The sequence below is a fragment of the Sphingomonas ginkgonis genome (genome assembly GCF_003970925.1).
Classification (GTDB): Bacteria; Pseudomonadota; Alphaproteobacteria; order Sphingomonadales; family Sphingomonadaceae; genus Sphingomicrobium; species Sphingomicrobium ginkgonis.
Map to the genome: position 1 here is coordinate 3,018,307 of NZ_RWJF01000001.1, position 14,395 is coordinate 3,032,701.

The 14,395-nt window shown below is 68.7% G+C and carries 16 protein-coding genes and 1 tRNA gene; 5 read left to right on the forward strand and 12 right to left on the reverse strand.

Features of this window, described 5'->3' with window-relative positions; all coding sequences use genetic code 11:
• Positions 1-5: 5 nt before the first annotated feature.
• Positions 6-665 carry an RlmE family RNA methyltransferase gene (locus tag HMF7854_RS16140; RefSeq protein ID WP_239017004.1) on the reverse strand — a complete coding sequence of 220 codons (660 nt, stop codon included), beginning with the start codon at positions 663-665 and terminating at the stop codon, positions 6-8.
• The gene (locus HMF7854_RS16145) at positions 662-1,741 is read right to left on the reverse strand and encodes a Ppx/GppA phosphatase family protein (RefSeq protein ID WP_420822380.1); all 1,080 of its coding nucleotides are present in this window, start codon (positions 1,739-1,741) and stop codon (positions 662-664) included. The genes HMF7854_RS16140 and HMF7854_RS16145 overlap by 4 nt, the downstream gene beginning before the upstream one ends.
• Before the next feature lie 131 nt (positions 1,742-1,872).
• On the opposite strand from HMF7854_RS16145, the gene HMF7854_RS14560 reads away from it, so the two are divergent.
• Both HMF7854_RS14560 and HMF7854_RS14565 read left to right on the forward strand, forming a co-directional pair.
• Positions 1,873-1,946 (forward strand) — tRNA-Gln (locus HMF7854_RS14560).
• Between the two features lie 58 nt (positions 1,947-2,004).
• Positions 2,005-2,748, forward strand: a complete 744-nt coding sequence (locus tag HMF7854_RS14565; protein WP_126720260.1) for a glutathione S-transferase family protein — start codon at positions 2,005-2,007, stop codon at positions 2,746-2,748.
• Here the strand turns inward: HMF7854_RS14565 and HMF7854_RS14570 are convergent.
• Complete coding sequence (locus HMF7854_RS14570; RefSeq protein ID WP_185829302.1) at positions 2,735-3,712, reverse strand: ion channel; 978 nt, start codon at positions 3,710-3,712, stop codon at positions 2,735-2,737. The genes HMF7854_RS14565 and HMF7854_RS14570 overlap by 14 nt on opposite strands.
• Positions 3,713-3,861: 149 nt before the next feature.
• On the opposite strand from HMF7854_RS14570, the gene HMF7854_RS15885 reads away from it, so the two are divergent.
• Positions 3,862-4,029 carry a hypothetical protein gene (locus HMF7854_RS15885; RefSeq protein WP_185829303.1) on the forward strand — a complete coding sequence of 56 codons (168 nt, stop codon included), beginning with the start codon at positions 3,862-3,864 and terminating at the stop codon, positions 4,027-4,029.
• 3 nt (positions 4,030-4,032) lie between these two features.
• Here the strand turns inward: HMF7854_RS15885 and HMF7854_RS14575 are convergent, their stop codons facing one another.
• Together HMF7854_RS14575 and HMF7854_RS14580 are read right to left on the reverse strand one after the other, a co-directional pair.
• Complete coding sequence (locus tag HMF7854_RS14575) at positions 4,033-4,536, reverse strand: response regulator (protein ID WP_221766456.1); 504 nt, start codon at positions 4,534-4,536, stop codon at positions 4,033-4,035.
• A 136-nt stretch (positions 4,537-4,672) separates the two neighbouring features.
• Positions 4,673-5,413, reverse strand: coding sequence for a cell wall hydrolase (locus HMF7854_RS14580; RefSeq protein WP_185829305.1), 741 nt, complete (start codon positions 5,411-5,413; stop codon positions 4,673-4,675).
• 350 nt (positions 5,414-5,763) lie between these two features.
• On the opposite strand from HMF7854_RS14580, the gene HMF7854_RS14585 reads away from it, so the two are divergent.
• A complete protein-coding gene (locus tag HMF7854_RS14585; RefSeq protein WP_126719864.1) occupies positions 5,764-6,165 on the forward strand; it encodes an EVE domain-containing protein in 402 nt (133 codons plus the stop codon).
• Here HMF7854_RS14585 and HMF7854_RS14590 read toward each other — a convergent pair.
• The 4 genes from HMF7854_RS14590 to HMF7854_RS14605 are packed head-to-tail and all read right to left on the reverse strand — an operon-like array spanning position 6,050 to position 9,678.
• On the reverse strand, positions 6,050-6,706 hold the full coding sequence (locus tag HMF7854_RS14590) for a c-type cytochrome (protein ID WP_126719865.1): 657 nt from the start codon (positions 6,704-6,706) through the stop codon (positions 6,050-6,052). The two genes, HMF7854_RS14585 and HMF7854_RS14590, sit on opposite strands and share 116 nt — an antisense overlap.
• 39 nt (positions 6,707-6,745) lie before the next feature.
• Positions 6,746-8,563: a translational GTPase TypA gene (gene typA, locus HMF7854_RS14595; protein WP_126719866.1), complete on the reverse strand. Its 1,818-nt coding sequence runs from the start codon at positions 8,561-8,563 to the stop codon at positions 6,746-6,748.
• 60 nt (positions 8,564-8,623) lie between these two features.
• The gene (locus HMF7854_RS14600; protein WP_126719867.1) at positions 8,624-9,268 is read right to left on the reverse strand and encodes a transglycosylase domain-containing protein; all 645 of its coding nucleotides are present in this window, start codon (positions 9,266-9,268) and stop codon (positions 8,624-8,626) included.
• Positions 9,265-9,678 (reverse strand): MarR family winged helix-turn-helix transcriptional regulator, encoded by a 414-nt coding sequence (locus tag HMF7854_RS14605; RefSeq protein ID WP_126719868.1) that lies wholly within the window; start codon positions 9,676-9,678, stop codon positions 9,265-9,267. Before HMF7854_RS14605 ends, HMF7854_RS14600 begins: the two co-directional genes overlap by 4 nt.
• 54 nt (positions 9,679-9,732) lie before the next feature.
• On the opposite strand from HMF7854_RS14605, the gene HMF7854_RS14610 reads away from it, so the two are divergent.
• Positions 9,733-10,911 carry an MFS transporter gene (locus HMF7854_RS14610; protein ID WP_126719869.1) on the forward strand — a complete coding sequence of 393 codons (1,179 nt, stop codon included), beginning with the start codon at positions 9,733-9,735 and terminating at the stop codon, positions 10,909-10,911.
• On the opposite strand, the gene HMF7854_RS14615 is transcribed toward HMF7854_RS14610, so the two are convergent.
• Genes HMF7854_RS14615 through HMF7854_RS14625 form a run of 3 tightly spaced genes read right to left on the reverse strand, consistent with a single transcriptional unit; the run spans position 10,901 to position 14,393 of the window.
• Positions 10,901-11,506, reverse strand: coding sequence for a cytochrome b (locus tag HMF7854_RS14615; RefSeq protein WP_126719870.1), 606 nt, complete (start codon positions 11,504-11,506; stop codon positions 10,901-10,903). The two genes, HMF7854_RS14610 and HMF7854_RS14615, sit on opposite strands and share 11 nt — an antisense overlap.
• A 59-nt stretch (positions 11,507-11,565) precedes the next feature.
• A complete protein-coding gene (locus HMF7854_RS14620; RefSeq protein ID WP_126719871.1) occupies positions 11,566-13,617 on the reverse strand; it encodes a 3-hydroxyacyl-CoA dehydrogenase NAD-binding domain-containing protein in 2,052 nt (683 codons plus the stop codon).
• Positions 13,614-14,393, reverse strand: coding sequence for an SDR family NAD(P)-dependent oxidoreductase (locus HMF7854_RS14625; RefSeq protein WP_126719872.1), 780 nt, complete (start codon positions 14,391-14,393; stop codon positions 13,614-13,616). Before HMF7854_RS14625 ends, HMF7854_RS14620 begins: the two co-directional genes overlap by 4 nt.
• Positions 14,394-14,395: the final 2 nt, after the last annotated feature.

Consider the following 14,395-nt stretch of genomic DNA (forward strand, 5'->3'; position numbering starts at 1 on the left):
ATGCGTCAGTCGCCGTCCGCCTCCGCGCGGCCCTTGAAGCCCTGCGCCACGACATACCGTTCGCTCGAGTCCTTGCGGCTGGCGGGCGGCTTGGCATGGCGGACGGTGGCGAAGTGACGCTTGAGCTCGGCCAGCAGCTGGTTGTCGGTCCCGCCGGCGAGCACCTTGGCGACATAGGCGCCGCCCGGGCGCAGCACCTCGCGGGCGAACTCCAGACCCGTCTCGACCAGCGCCATGGTGCGCAGGTGATCGGTCTGCGGATGGCCGACAGTGTTGGCGGCCATGTCGGACAGGACGAGGTCGACCGGCAGGCCGTCAAGCGCCTCGCGGAGCCGCTCCGGCGCCTCGTCAGCCATGAAGTCCATCTGCAGGATGGCGACCCCGTCGATCGGGTCGGTCGGCAGCAAGTCGATCCCGGCGACCTTCGCGGCGGGCGCCTTCTTGCGCACCACCTGGCTCCACCCGCCGGGCGCAATCCCGAGGTCGATCGCGGCGCGCACCCCGCGCAGCAGCCCGAACTTCTCGTCGAGCTCGATCAGCTTGTAGGCGGCGCGGCTGCGGTAGCCCTCGGCCTTGGCGCGCTTGACATAAGGGTCGTTGAGCTGCCGCTCGAGCCAGCGGGTCGAGCTGACCTTACGCCCCTTGGCGGACCGGAGGCGAGTCACAGGACGAAGCCGTCGCGGGCCATCATGCTGCGCAGGATCCCCTCGCGGATGCCGCGATCGGCGACGCCCAGACGCTCGGCCGGCCAGATGTCGAGGATCGCTTCGAGAATGGCGCAGCCGGCCACCACCAGGTCGGCGCGCTCGTGGCCGATGCAGGGCAGGCTGGCGCGCTGCGACAAGTCCATCGCGGCGATGGTGGTGCTGATCTCGCGCATCGCGTGGCACGGCACCTGGAGCCCGTCGATCGCCCGGCGGTCGTAGCTGGGCAGCGCGAGGTGGACGCTGGCGAGCGTGGTGACGGTGCCGCTGGTGCCGAGCAGGCGGATGTCGTCCGCGTCGCGCGGAAGCACCTCTGCGAACTGGGCGAAGGCGCGCTTGGCCCGCTCGCGCATGCGGCTGTAGGCGGACAGCCGGTCGGGCCCCTCGATCGCCTCGCGGCCTTCGCTTTCGGTCAGGGAGACGACGCCCCACGGCGCGCTCCACCAAGCCTTGATCCGCGGCGTCGGGTCGCCCGGCTCGACCAGCACCAGCTCGGTCGAGCCGCCGCCGATGTCGAAGATCAGCGCCGGGCCGTCGCCAGGGTCCAGCAGCTTGTGGCAGCCGAGCACCGCGAGCCGCGCCTCTTCCGCCGGCGGGATGATCTCCAGCGCGATCCCGGTCTCCTCGCGGACCCGGTCGATGAACTCGCCGCCGTTCTCGGCGCGGCGACAGGCCTCGGTCGCGACCGAGCGGGCGAGCGTCACCTTGCGCCGCTTGAGCTTGTCCGAGCAGACCCCCAGCGCGATTACTGCGCGGTCCATCGCCTCCTGGCTGAGCCGCCCGGTCTGGGCCAGTCCCTCGCCCAGTCGGACGATGCGCGAGAAGGCGTCGACCACGGTGAAGCCGCCGTCGCTCGGACGCGCCACCAGCAGGCGGCAGTTGTTGGTGCCGAGATCGATGGCGGCATAGACGCCGTGGCGGTTCTCCCGCCGCCCGGCGGGCCATCTGGCGTCGGCCGCCCGTTCCGTCTGGGCGGAAGCGGGAGGCGCACTGGCGGCATTCTGCTGCGCCACGTTGAGCCCAATCTCGATCTGCACCGTCGCCACCCGACAGCGGGCGAAAACGGCTGACTTGGCGTGGGTTTAACCGGAAGTTGCAGCGACTGGCAAGCGCCGCAGACGTTGACAGCGCGCCGCCCCCTGCCTAGTTGGCGGCGCGCAGCGGCGATTGCCCGATCGTCTAATGGTAAGACTACGGACTCTGACTCCGTCAATCGTGGTTCGAATCCACGTCGGGCATCCACTGCTCCCCTGCTCCGCTCCCGCTTGATCCGGCGCTCTCATCGTCGCACAGCGTGCCGATGCAGGTCATCGGCAGCTTCGTCAGTCCCTATGTCCGCAAGGTGCTCGTCGCGCTCGAGCTCAAGGGGCTCGACTATGCGGTCGACCCGATCACCCCCTTCTTCGGCAACGCGGCGTTCGAGCGGCTGAGCCCGCTGCGCCGGATCCCGGTCCTGATCGACGACGACGGCACGGTCGTGAACGACAGCAGCGCGATCCTCGCCTACCTCGACGAGACGCGGCCCGAGCCGCCGCTGCTGCCGACATCTCCAGCCGAGCGCGCGCGGGCCCGCTGGCTGGAGGAATATGCCGATACGCGGCTCGGCGACCTGCTGGTCTGGGGCCTGTTCTACCAGCGGATGGTGCGGCCCCGCGTGTGGAACGAGGAAGCCGACGAGGCGCGCGTCCGCCGCGTGCTCGACGAGGAACTGCCGCGCGAGCTCGACTATCTCGAGCGCGAGTTGCCGGCCGGCGGGTTCCTGTTCGGCGAGCGCCTGTCGAGCGCCGACGTCGCGCTCGCCAGCTTCTTCCGCAACGCGCACTATGTGGACGTGGCGATCGATGCGCGGCGCTGGCCGATTGCGGCGGCGTTCGTCGACCGCGTGCTCGCCACTCCGCCCTTCGCCAGGCTCCACCGCCTCGAGCTGATCCAGCTGAGCGCCTCGATCAGCGGGCGGCGGCAGGCGCTGCTCGATGCCGGTGCCCGGCTGGTCGAGCCGAGCCTCGGCACCCGCGAGCCGCGGCGCGGGGTCATGCCGCTGTAGCCTGGGCCTTGCCGCCGGGCGGTCCGCTGCCGTCGGCCGGGGCGACATCGCGTGCGACCGGCTCGGCGTCGTGGAAGCGATTGTAGTCGATGGTGCGGATGCCGTCCTCCGCGACGCCGAGGATGTCGACGAACCGGTAGCCCCACAGAATGTCGTCCGCGTTATAGGCCCAGCGGCCATGAATGATCTGCCCGGTCCGATCGTCGGTTCCGGAGAGGACGACGATCAGCTCGCTGCCCGGCGGAAGCCGCTTCGCTTCGAGATAAGGGGCGAGCGGACTGTCCTGGTCGATCGGATGGATGATGGTCCAGGTCAGCGCGAACACCGGATTGGCCTCGCGGACAAGGTGCAGGTCGCTGAAGCGGCGCATCGGACGGCCGTCGAGCTTGGTGTCGATCAGCAGCGACATGCTCGCGCTCGCCTCGAAGATTAGGTTGTGGCGCTGGTTGGCGGCACGGAACATCAGCTTGGGCTGGCCGCCGATGTCGTTCACCACCATCGGGCGGCTGAACAGGATCAGCGCGGTCGGGCGCGAGAAGCGTGCGAAAGCGATGCCGGTGATCAGCGCCACATAGAGCATGCCGAGCGCGATCTCCGCCACCGCGACGAGATTGGCGTAGCCGGTGATCGGGACCATGTTACCGTAGCCAACCGTTGCCATCGTATCGACGCTGAACACGAAGTCGCGCCAGAAGGGAGGTCCGGCGATCGGCCGCTGGCCCCAGTCCACCCCGCCCGGCTGAAGCTCGTAGAGAAAGGCGAACAGCAGGTTGAAGCCGACGAAGCTGAGCGCGAACATGGCGAACAGCTGCGGCCAGGTCGCACGCAGCATCGCATGGTAGAAGTCGACCAGCGTCTTGCGGCGGCCGAGCGCGCGAACCCGCAACTGGCCCTGGGTCTTGAGCATGCGGCCGAGCGTCGGGGGCTTCCCCTGCCCGCCGCGCTGACGTTCGTCCTCGGCCATCGCCATCCTTCGCCTGCACTGACGAGGCGCTAACGGACGGGCGGCCGATCGGACCCACCGACCGTCCCCTTCCCGTACGCGGCGGAAAGGACCGGAACGGACGCGGAAAGCTTTCGTTAACCAATAACAGCCACGCAGGGGATGAGCCGATGACCGTCCGACGGATGGCCCGCCGCGACCGGGCCGGCGATGCGAGCCCAGCCCTGCGCGAGCGCGCCTATTTTGCCCGCAAGCACGGGATCAGCTGGGAGCAGGCCCGCATGCTGCTGCGGGAACGGGACCTTGAGCGGCTGGTCGTGGGGCAGGCGCCCCTCTGAAGCCTATTGCTGAGTGCCGGCGATCCAGTGCTCGAAGCGGGTCTTGAGGGACCGCTTGGACGGGATGAACGCGGACTCCAGCACTTCTTCCTCGAGCAGGTCGGGTTCGTAGAGGCGGAGATTGTCAGGAGTCCGGCGAGCCGTGTCGCGGCCGCGCATCAGGTCCTCCGCGGCGGCTAGACTGCGGTGCACATCCTCGGCGGTGAACGGCTTCATCAGGCAGCCGAGCGCCAGGTCCGGCATCGAGAAGCCCGGTGCCTTGCCGCTGACGAAGAGGCAGGGCACGTCATAGTCGCCGAGTCGTACCGCCGCGGCAAAGCCGGTCGAGCCGCGGGCGAGCTGGAGATCGACCAGCGCAAGGTGAGGGCGATGCTCCGCGGCGGCGTTGAGCGCGCTCGTCTCGTCGTCGGCGATGGCGACCACGCGATACCGAGGATTGTCCTCGACGAGATATTTCAGGGTGACCGCGAGTTGCGCATCATCCTCGACGATCAAGATCTTCAGCACCATGCCCTCCCCGGCTTGCGCGAAAAAGTCCTGCTTTTCCGGTGACATGCTGCAACGTTTTAGACGGAATGCGAATCCCGCACCGGCTCGTTATCGGCGAAACGATTCCTTCGAGCGCCGGAATGAGCCGCTTTCTTTACGCACGATAAAAGATGTGCGCGCCGATCTTCTCGACCCGGCTCAGCCGCTGCCGCCAGTTCGGCGCGACGTACGAGGCATGATACCACAGCACGTCCTGCGGAACCATCGCCGCGAGCCGCTTGGAAGCGATGCGGGCGATCGCCTGCGCCTTCATGTAGGCGGTGCAGCCCGGGTCGACGTAGGGGAACTCGCCACCGCTGTGGACGAAGCTGAACTGCGCCGGCTGCTTGACCACCGCGCACCAGCTGGTGGGATAGCGGCCCGAGGCGGCGCGGTTGATCACGACATTGGCGACGGCCAGCTGGCCCTCGAGCGACTCCCCGCGCGCTTCGAAATAGACGGCGGTCGCGAGGCACTGGGTCTCGGCGTCGAGCGGCGTGTTCGACCAGTTCGCCACCATCAGATTGTAGAGCGAACCGGGTTGGCCCGCCGGAGCGCCGGTAAAGCCGGGCTGCTGGAAGGCGGCGGTCGGCTGCGGCATGACGACGGTCACGGCCGGCGCCGGGGCAACCGGAAGGACCGCCGAGCGGACCATCGTCGCCGAGGACTGGGTGACGACCGAGCCGGCGATCGGGTTGGCCAGGCTTCCGGGAAGGGCGGTGGTCGGCAGCACCGGTCCCGCCGGCACCTGCGCGATCGTCTGAACCTGCGCGTAGGCGCCGCTGGATCCGCCGACCGTGGTCAGCATCAGAGCACCGAGCGCGGCAGCACCGCGGCTTCCCAGAAGTCGGGTCAAATCAATCTCTCGAACCTGCGGCCGCACCGGCATCGAAGAAAAGCCGCCCGAAACAGGTGGGCGGCGGTGATGCAATCTCGGCGTCCGTCTTGAGCCCCGGAGCTTCCCCCGGGAGCGGCTCCCCGCCGCTGCCCTCCGAAGCTCGCTCGCTCTCGCTTGCTGAAGTGCAAATGCAGGATCATTGCCCCGATCTCAACCCCGTGACCGACGAGGCGAGCACCAGCCGGGACGAATCGTGGGAACAAATCTCTTTGAGGGACAAGGGGTTAGAGGCAGATGAACATTGGCTGACAAGCGGCTGCTTGCCTTTCCGCCGGTCTCCTCCCTAGGGCGGCGGGACGAGGAGCGGCATGAACCATTGGCTGATCAAATCCGAGCCGGCGAGCTATAGCTGGGACGATCTGGTGCGCGACGGCGGCACCGAGTGGGATGGGGTGCGCAATCCCACCGCGCGGATCAACCTGCGCGCGATGGCCGTCGGCGACCTCGCCTTCTTCTATCGCTCGGTAACCGAGCCGGCCGTGGTCGGCATCGTCCGGGTCTCGCGCACCGCGCAGCCCGATCCGCGCGACGACAAGTGGGTGTCGGTCCGGGTCGAGCCTGTCCGGCCGCTCGCGCCGGTCACGCTGAAGACGATCAAGGCCGACCCGGCACTGGCCGCGATGGAGCTGCTTCGGCAGTCTCGGCTGTCGGTCGCACCCGTGCGCCCGGAAGAGTGGACTCATCTAAAGGGGCTGGCCGAGGCAGGCTAACCGGGGCGCCGCCCCGGCACAGGCCGGCCCGCCGCCACTGCGCATAACCGTTCACCGGCAGCTTGGGCATCGTCTTCAGGAAAGCGACGAGCTGCCAGGTCTGCTGCGGCGACAGCGTGTTCTGCCAGGAAGGCATGGCGGTCATCTTGATGCCGCGCCGAAGGATGCTGAACAGCTCGGCATCGTTCCACTTGTCAGGCTGGCTGATCAGGTAGGGCGGGGTCGGATACATGCCGTCCGCGAACTTGGCGCGCGCGACCCCGGCCGCCCCGTGGCACGCCACGCAATGGGTGTCGTAGGAGCAGAAGCCGGCGGCGAGATCGGCCGCGCTCATCCGCGCGGGCACGGCGAGCCCGTCCGCGCGGTCGCGCACCGAGTGGATCATGGTGTTGTGGACCATGTAGGCGACCAGCGGCGAGTGCGGCACCGTCGCGGCGGTGTCGAACAGTCCGGTCAGCGGATAGAGCAGCGCGCCGACGCCGATGGCGGCTACGGTCAGCGCGCCGCCGAGCGCCACCAGCTTCAGTCGAGACCAATCCACGAACCGCCAACGCGCGGGACGCGGATCGGTCCCCCCAAATCAGGCAGCTTCCATCTTGCGCGACTGGCGCTTGCGCTCGTGCGGATCGAGGTGGCGCTTGCGGATGCGGATGACCTTGGGGGTTACCTCGACCAGCTCGTCGTCCTGGATGTAGGCGATCGCCTGCTCGAGCGTCATCCGCTTCGGGGGAGTGAGGCGGATGCCCTCGTCCTTGCCCGAGGCGCGGAAGTTGGTGAGCTGCTTGGACTTGAGCGGGTTGACCTCGAGGTCCTGCGGCTTGGCGTTCTCGCCGATCACCATGCCCTCGTAGAGCATGTCGCCGGGCGAGATGAACAGGATGCCGCGATCCTCCAGCGCGTTCAGCGCATAGGCGACGGCGGACCCGGTTTCCATCGAGATGAGCACGCCGTTCTGGCGGCCCTGGATCGGGCCCTTGTAGGGGCCATACTTCTCGAACAGGCGGTTCATGATCCCGGTGCCGCGCGTGTCGGACAGGAACTCGCCATGATAGCCGATCAGCCCGCGCGACGGAGCCGAGAAGGTCAGCCGGGTCTTGCCGCCGCCCGACGGGCGCATGTCGGTCATCTCCGCCTTGCGCAGCGCCATCTTATCGATGACCGTCCCGGAGAACTCGTCGTCGACGTCGACCACGACCTGCTCGTACGGCTCCTCGCGGCCGCCCGGGCCGTCGCGGAACAGCACGCGCGGGCGGCTGATGCCGAGTTCGAAGCCCTCACGGCGCAAGGTCTCGATCAGCACACCAAGCTGGAGCTCGCCGCGACCCGCGACCTCATAGGCCTCGCCGCCGGCGGTCTCGGTGACCCGGATCGCGACATTGCCCTCCGCCTCGCGGTTCAAGCGGTCCTTGATGACCCGGCTCTGCACCTTGTCGCCGTCCTTGCCGGCATAGGGGCTGTCGTTGACCGCGAAGGTCATGCTGAGCGTCGGCGGATCGATCTCGCGGGCGTGCAGCGGCTCGCTGATCTGCGGGGTGCCGATGGTGTTCGACACGGTCGCCTTCACGAGACCCGCGATGGCGACGATGTCGCCCGCCCTGGCGCTCTCGACCGGAACGCGCTCGAGGCCCTGGAAGGCGAACAGCTTGGTCACCCGGCCGTCCTCGACGACCTTGCCGTTGACGTCCATCGCGCGAATGGGGTCGTTGATGTTGAGCGTGCCGCTCTCGATCCTGCCGGTCAGGATACGCCCGAGGAAATTGTCGCGGTCGAGCAGCGTCGCGAGCATCTTGAACTCGGCCTCGGTGTCGAGGCCCGGCGCGGGCACATGGTCGACGATCTTCTGGAACAGCGGGGTGAGATCGCCCTCGCGCACCGTGTCGTTCTCGCCCGCATATCCGGCGCGGCCCGAGGCGTAGAGCACAGGGAAGTCGAGCTGCTCGTCGTTGGCGTCGAGGTTGAGGAACAGTTCGAACACCTCGTCGAGCACCTCGGCCGGGCGCGCGTCGGGGCGGTCGATCTTGTTGACGACGACGATCGGGCGAAGGCCGAGGCCGAGCGCCTTGCCGGTGACGAACTTGGTCTGCGGCATCGGACCCTCGGCCGCGTCGACCAGCAGGATCACGCCGTCGACCATCGAGAGGATTCGCTCGACCTCGGCGCCGAAGTCGGCGTGGCCCGGCGTGTCGACGATGTTGATGTGGGTGCCGTGCCACTCGACCGAGGTGCACTTGGCGAGAATCGTGATCCCGCGCTCCTTCTCCAGCTCGTTCGAGTCCATCGCCCGCTCTTCGACGCGCTGGTTCTCGCGGAAGGTGCCGGACTGACGGAAGAGCTGGTCGACGAGCGTGGTCTTGCCATGGTCGACGTGGGCGATGATCGCCACGTTGCGAAGAGACATCGATTTTTCCTGGAAGAGAGTTCGCGCGCCCCTAGCCGAAATGCTGCGCTGCGGCAACCGTCAGGCGCAACCCTCCAGCGTCACGTCGCGAACGCCCTGCTGGCGGCAATGCCCGGCGAGCAGCCGTTCGATCCGGCGCACCCGCTCGAGCCGTTCCGAACGACCGCGATCGCCCTTAAGCCGGTCGGGTGCGGGAAGCATCGCGACCAGCTCGATCCACTCGCGGTCGGTCAGGGTGGCGAGCGGCTTGCCAAGCCAGGTCCGGGCGCCGTCGGCGAAGCCGGTCACCGGCCGGCCGGCGTCCGATCCGAAATAGGCCAGCGCCAGGAACGCCTTGAGGATGTCCGGCTTGGAGACCTTCGGCACCAGCGCGAAGCGGGTCGTCGCCATCAGCGGGAACTTGCGCAGGCCCGGCTGGAAGTGCCGGAAGAAGAGCTTCTTGCCGACGCTTTGCGCGACGGTGGTCATCCTGGCGTCGGGGCCGGTCAGGGCAACCCCGCTGCCGCTCCAAAAGCCGGGGTCCTGAACCGCCAGCAGCATGGCGACCCGCCGCGGCGGAATGGCGAAATTGGCCTGGTCGGCGGTCGCGATGACCCGGTCGACGTCGGCGACCACATGGGCGCGGGCCTCCGCCACCGTCCAGGAGAGATAGAGCAGGCAGGCCAGCAGCAACGCTCCGAGCGCCGCCGCGACCCGGCGGATCAACGCGGCATCCGCTCGAGGATCTCGAGCGCGCGTTCGAGCGCGCGAAGCTCGCTCTGCGCGACCCGCGAGAGCCGCTCGGCGAGGCGGCTGTTGGTAGCCGGGGGCTGCTGCAGCAGGGCGCGTCCATCGTCCGACAGGCGCAGCTGGAGCTGACGGCGGTTGTCCGGATCGGGCGTTCGCTCGACCAGCCCGGCACGGACGAGGGCGTCGACCGCGCGGCTCATTGCCGGCGCGCCACGCCCCATCCGCTCTGCGACCGCACCGAGGGTTGCCGGCTCGGTCGCAGCAATGGCGGCGAGCAATTTGCGCTGATTGCCCGCCGCGCGGTCCTCGCTCGTCGCGGGCACCAGCACTTCGGCCAGGGTGGTGAAGCGGGCGGCGAGCGCCTGCGGAGACGCGTTCGGGAACATGGTTGCATGCTAGCAAAGATTGGCAGCTGCGCAATGTTGCCCTAGCACATCGCGATGGCTGCCCGTCCCCCGCTTCCCCGCACCGTCTGGGTGCTCGGCTTCGTCAGCCTGCTGATGGACCTGTCGAGCGAGGTCTATCACGCGCTGCTGCCGCTGTTCGTCACCATGACGCTGGGCGCATCGGTGACGGTGCTCGGGGCGATCGACGGGGTGGCGGAGGCGACCGCTAGCTTCGCCAAGCTCGCCTCCGGACGCCTGTCCGACCGGCAACAGCGACGCAAGCCGTGGATCCTGCTCGGCTACGGCATGGCGGCCCTGTCCAAGCCGCTCTTCCCGCTCGCCTCTACCCCGCTGACGGTGCTCGCCGCGCGCTTCTTCGACCGTGTCGGCAAAGGGATCCGCGGCGCGCCGCGCGACGCGATGGTCGCCGACGAGACGCCGCCCGAAGTCCGCGGCGCCGCGTACGGCCTGCGCCAGTCCCTCGACACGGTCGGCGCCTTTCTTGCGCCGCTCGCCGCGGTCGGGTTGATGCTGCTGCTCGCCGACAATATCCGGCTGGTCTTCTGGATCGCCGCGCTTCCCGCGCTGCTTTCGGTCGGACTGGCCTGGGTCGCGCTGCGGGAGCCGGCCCGCCACATGCCTGCCAAGCCGGCGCCGCTGATGCGCGGCTTCCGCGAGATCGCCCCCGAGACCCGCCGCCTGGTGCTGATCGCGTCGATCTTCAGCCTCGCCCGCTTCTCGGAGAGCTTCCTCATCCTGCGCGGCGTCGACGCCGGGCTCGCCCCCGCCCTCGCCCCGCTGGTGCTGGTGCTCTTCAACTTCGCCTATCTTGCCCTGTCTTACCCGGCCGGCGCGCTCAGCGACCGCAGCGACCCGCGCCAGATCCTGCTGATCGGGATCGCACTGCTGGTCGCCGGCGATCTGGTGCTGGCGCAGTCGTGGGGGCTGTTGGGGCTCGCCACCGGGGTGGCGCTGTGGGGCGCGCACATGGCGCTGACGCAGGGGCTGTTCGCGCGGCTGATCGCTGACAGCGCACCCGACCACCTGCGCGCGACGAGCTTCGGCGCCTATAATTTCGCGGCGGGGATCGCCGGGCTGCTGGCGAGCCTCGGCGCCGGCCTGATGTGGGATCGCAGCGGGCCCGCGCTCACCTTCACCGCGGGCGCCATCGCCGCGGGCATGGCGGGCTTCATGCTTGCCGTCATGCCCGCCGAGGCACCAGTCAGGGATTAGGCACCGGCACCTCCTCGGTGCGCGGCTGGAACGGCGGCATCCGCCCGGCGGTGCGGCCCGGGCGGTCGTAGAACTGCTGCTTGAGCGCGGCGCCGACGTGCAGCACGAGCAACGCGATGGTCACCAGCACCAGCGTTCCGTGGACGTCGCCGATCTTCTCGCTGAACTCGGCCGACACGCCGGGGATGACCGGGAACGGGATGCCGCCGATCAGCGGGGTCGTCGCGCCCTTGGCGTGGCCCGACACCGCCAGCAGGCCGGTCAGCGGAAGCACGAACAGCAGCAGGTAGAACAGCCGGTGGTTCCAGGTCGCGGCGATCCGTTCCCACCGCGGCAGCTCGGGTGGGAAGGGCGGCGGCGGGTTCGCCAGCCGATAGCCCAGCCGCACGAAGGCGAGCAGCAGGATCGTCGCCCCGACCGTCTTGTGCCAGGTGAACAGCTGATCGCGGCCCGGCCCCCTGGTCATGTCGGCGAACTGGAAGCCGAGCCAGATCTGGACGAGGATCAGCGCGGCGGTAACCCAGTGGATCACCACCGCGCCGTTCGAATAGCGACGGATCGGGTCCTGCTCCTGAGCCTCTGGGACCGTCGCCATATTCGTCTCTCCTGCCGTTCGACCGCTGAACGTTGCGCGGCTGGAAAGGTTCGCTCCCGCTACCGGGTGAACTTCTCCTTCTTCTCCGCCTTGTCGAGCAGAAGCTTGGAGAAGGTGAAGTCGGGCATGCGCTCCTGCTGGGCCTTCAGTCCCTCGACGATCTTGGGCAGCCCCTCGCCATCCGCCCAGTGCATCGGGCCGCCGCGATAGACCGGCCAGCCGTAGCCGTAGATCCACACGACATCGATATCGGACGCGCGCTGGGCCATGCCCTCCTCGAGGATCTTCGCGCTCTCGTTGACCATCGTGTAGAGCGTGCGCTCGACGATCTCCTGGTCCGAGATCTCGCGCTTCTCGACACCCTGCTTCGCCCGGAAGTCGTCGATGATCTGCTGGACCACCGGCGACGGCGTCGGGCGGCGCTTCTCGTCATAGTCGTAGAAGCCGGCGCCCTTCTTCTGGCCCCAGCGATCGATCGCGCAGAGCGCGTCGCGGATATTCTCGACCCGGCCGGGATCGCGATGCCAGCCGATGTCGACGCCGGCGAGATCGGCCATCTGGAACGGGCCCATCGGCATCCCGAAATCGGTGTGCACCTTGTCGACCTGCGCCGGGGTGGCGCCCTCGAGCAGCAGCTGCATCGCCTGGGTCTGGCGCGGGATCAGCATGCGGTTGCCGATGAAGCCGTAGCAGACCCCCGCCACCACCGCGACCTTGCGGATCCGCTTGGCGAGCTGCATCGCGGTGACCAGCACGTCGGGCGCGGTCTTCGCGCCGCGCACCACCTCGAGCAGCTTCATGATGTTGGCCGGCGAGAAGAAGTGCAGCCCGACCACGTCCTCGGGCCGCTTCGTCACCGCGGCGATCTCGTCGATGTTGAGGTAGCTGGTGTTGGAGGCGAGAATCGCGCCCGGCTTGGCGATCCCGTCGAGCTTGGTGAAGATCTCCTTCTTCACGTCCATGTTCTCGTAGACGGCCTCGATGATGAGGTCGCACTCGCCCAGCGCGTTGAGGTCGAGCGTCGGGTTGAGCAGCCCCATCGCCTGTTCGACCTGTTCGCCGGTCAGCCGGCCCTTGGCGGCGGTCGCCTCATAGTTCTTGCGCATGACGCCGGTCCCGCGGTCGAGCGCGTCCTGCTGCATCTCGACGATCGTCACCGGGATGCCGGCCGACAGGAAGTTCATCGAGATGCCGCCGCCCATCGTGCCCGCGCCGATCACCCCGACGCGGTTGATCGCGCGCGGCTGGACGTCCTTGCCGACGCCCTCGATCTTGGCCGCCTGCCGCTCGGCGAAGAAGAAATATTGCTGGGCGCGAGACTGGCCGCCGCTCATCAACTCCATGAACAGCTGGCGCTCGGTCTTGACCCCCTCGGCGTAAGGCAGGCGGGTCGCCGCCTCGACGCACTGGATGTTCTTCTCGGGCGCGTCGAATCCTTTGAACTTGCGGGCATTGGCCTTGCGGAAATCATCGAAGGTCGACGCCTCGACCGCCGCCAGCTTGTCCTGCTTGGTGCTGCTGATCGGCAGCGGGCGGACGCTCTCCACCTCGTGCGCATAGGCAACCGCATGCTCGAGCAGGTCGCCCTCGATCAGCCGGTCGACCAGCCCGGCCTCATAGGCCTGCTTCGCCCCGATCGGATTGCCCCCCGCCGTCATCTCCAGCGCGAGCGGAACGCCCGCGACGCGCGGCAGGCGCTGGGTGCCTCCGGCACCGGGGAGCAGCCCGAGCTTGACCTCGGGGGTGCCGAGCTTCGCGCTCGGGACGGCGACCCGGTAGTGGCAGGCGAGCGCCACCTCGAGCCCGCCGCCTAGCGCGGTGCCGTGGATCGCCGCCACCACCGGCTTGGTCGTCGCCTCGATCCGGTCGACCACCTCCGGCAGCCAGGGCGAGACCGGCGGCTTGCCGAACTCGGTGATGTCGGCGCCGGCGAAGAAGGTCTGCCCGTCGCAGTGGATCACCACCGCCTTGACGCTGTCGTCGCCGTCAGCCTGCTCCATCGCGGCGACCAGCCCCTGCCGGACCGCAGCGCCGAGCGCGTTCACCGGCGGGTTGTTGGAGGTGACGATCAGCACGTCGCCATGCTTGCGGGTCGAGATGGGTGAAGTCATGCCGAGGTCACTCCATAGGCTTGCTTGTTGTAGGGATGGGAGACGCTGAGACCGCCGTCCACGACGAGCGCGTGGCCGTTGACGTAGCTGGAATCGTCCGACGCGAGGAACAGGGCGGCGCGGGCGATCTCCTCCGGCTCGCCGCCGCGCTTGAGCGGGTTGAGCGAGCCGAGCCGGCTCTCCTTTCCGCTGGCCCGCGCCCAGTCGTAGAAGGGCTTGGTCATGCCCGTCTCGATCAGCCCGGGGCAGATGGCATTGACCCGGATGTTGGCGCCAGCGAGCTGGGTCGCGGCGACCTCAACGAGGTTGATGACGCCCGCCTTGGATGCCGAATAGGCCGGGCCGCCCGCCCCGGCCCGCAGGCCGGCGACGCTGGCGGTGCAGATGATCGAGCCGCCACCGCGTTCCTTCATCAGCGGCGCGGCATGCTTGATCGCGAGGAACGGCCCGATCAGGTTGACCCGGAGAATCTCCTGCCAGTCGTCGGGCGACTGTTCGAAGATGGAGGCAAGCCCGCCCGAGATGCCGGCGTTGGCGAAGAAGGCGTGCAGCGCGCCATGCTCCTCGCGCGCCATCTCGACGAGCCGGACGACGTCGTGCTCGTTACCGGCATCGGCGACATGGTCGGCGCCCTTGAGGTCGGCGGCGATGACGGTCGCGCCCTCGCGGCGGAACAGCTCGACGCTGGCCTGGCCGATCCCCGAGCCGGCCCCGGTCACGATGATCGTCTTGCCCTGGAGCCGGCCGGGCGCGGGAGGATGTTCGGGGTAGCTCATCG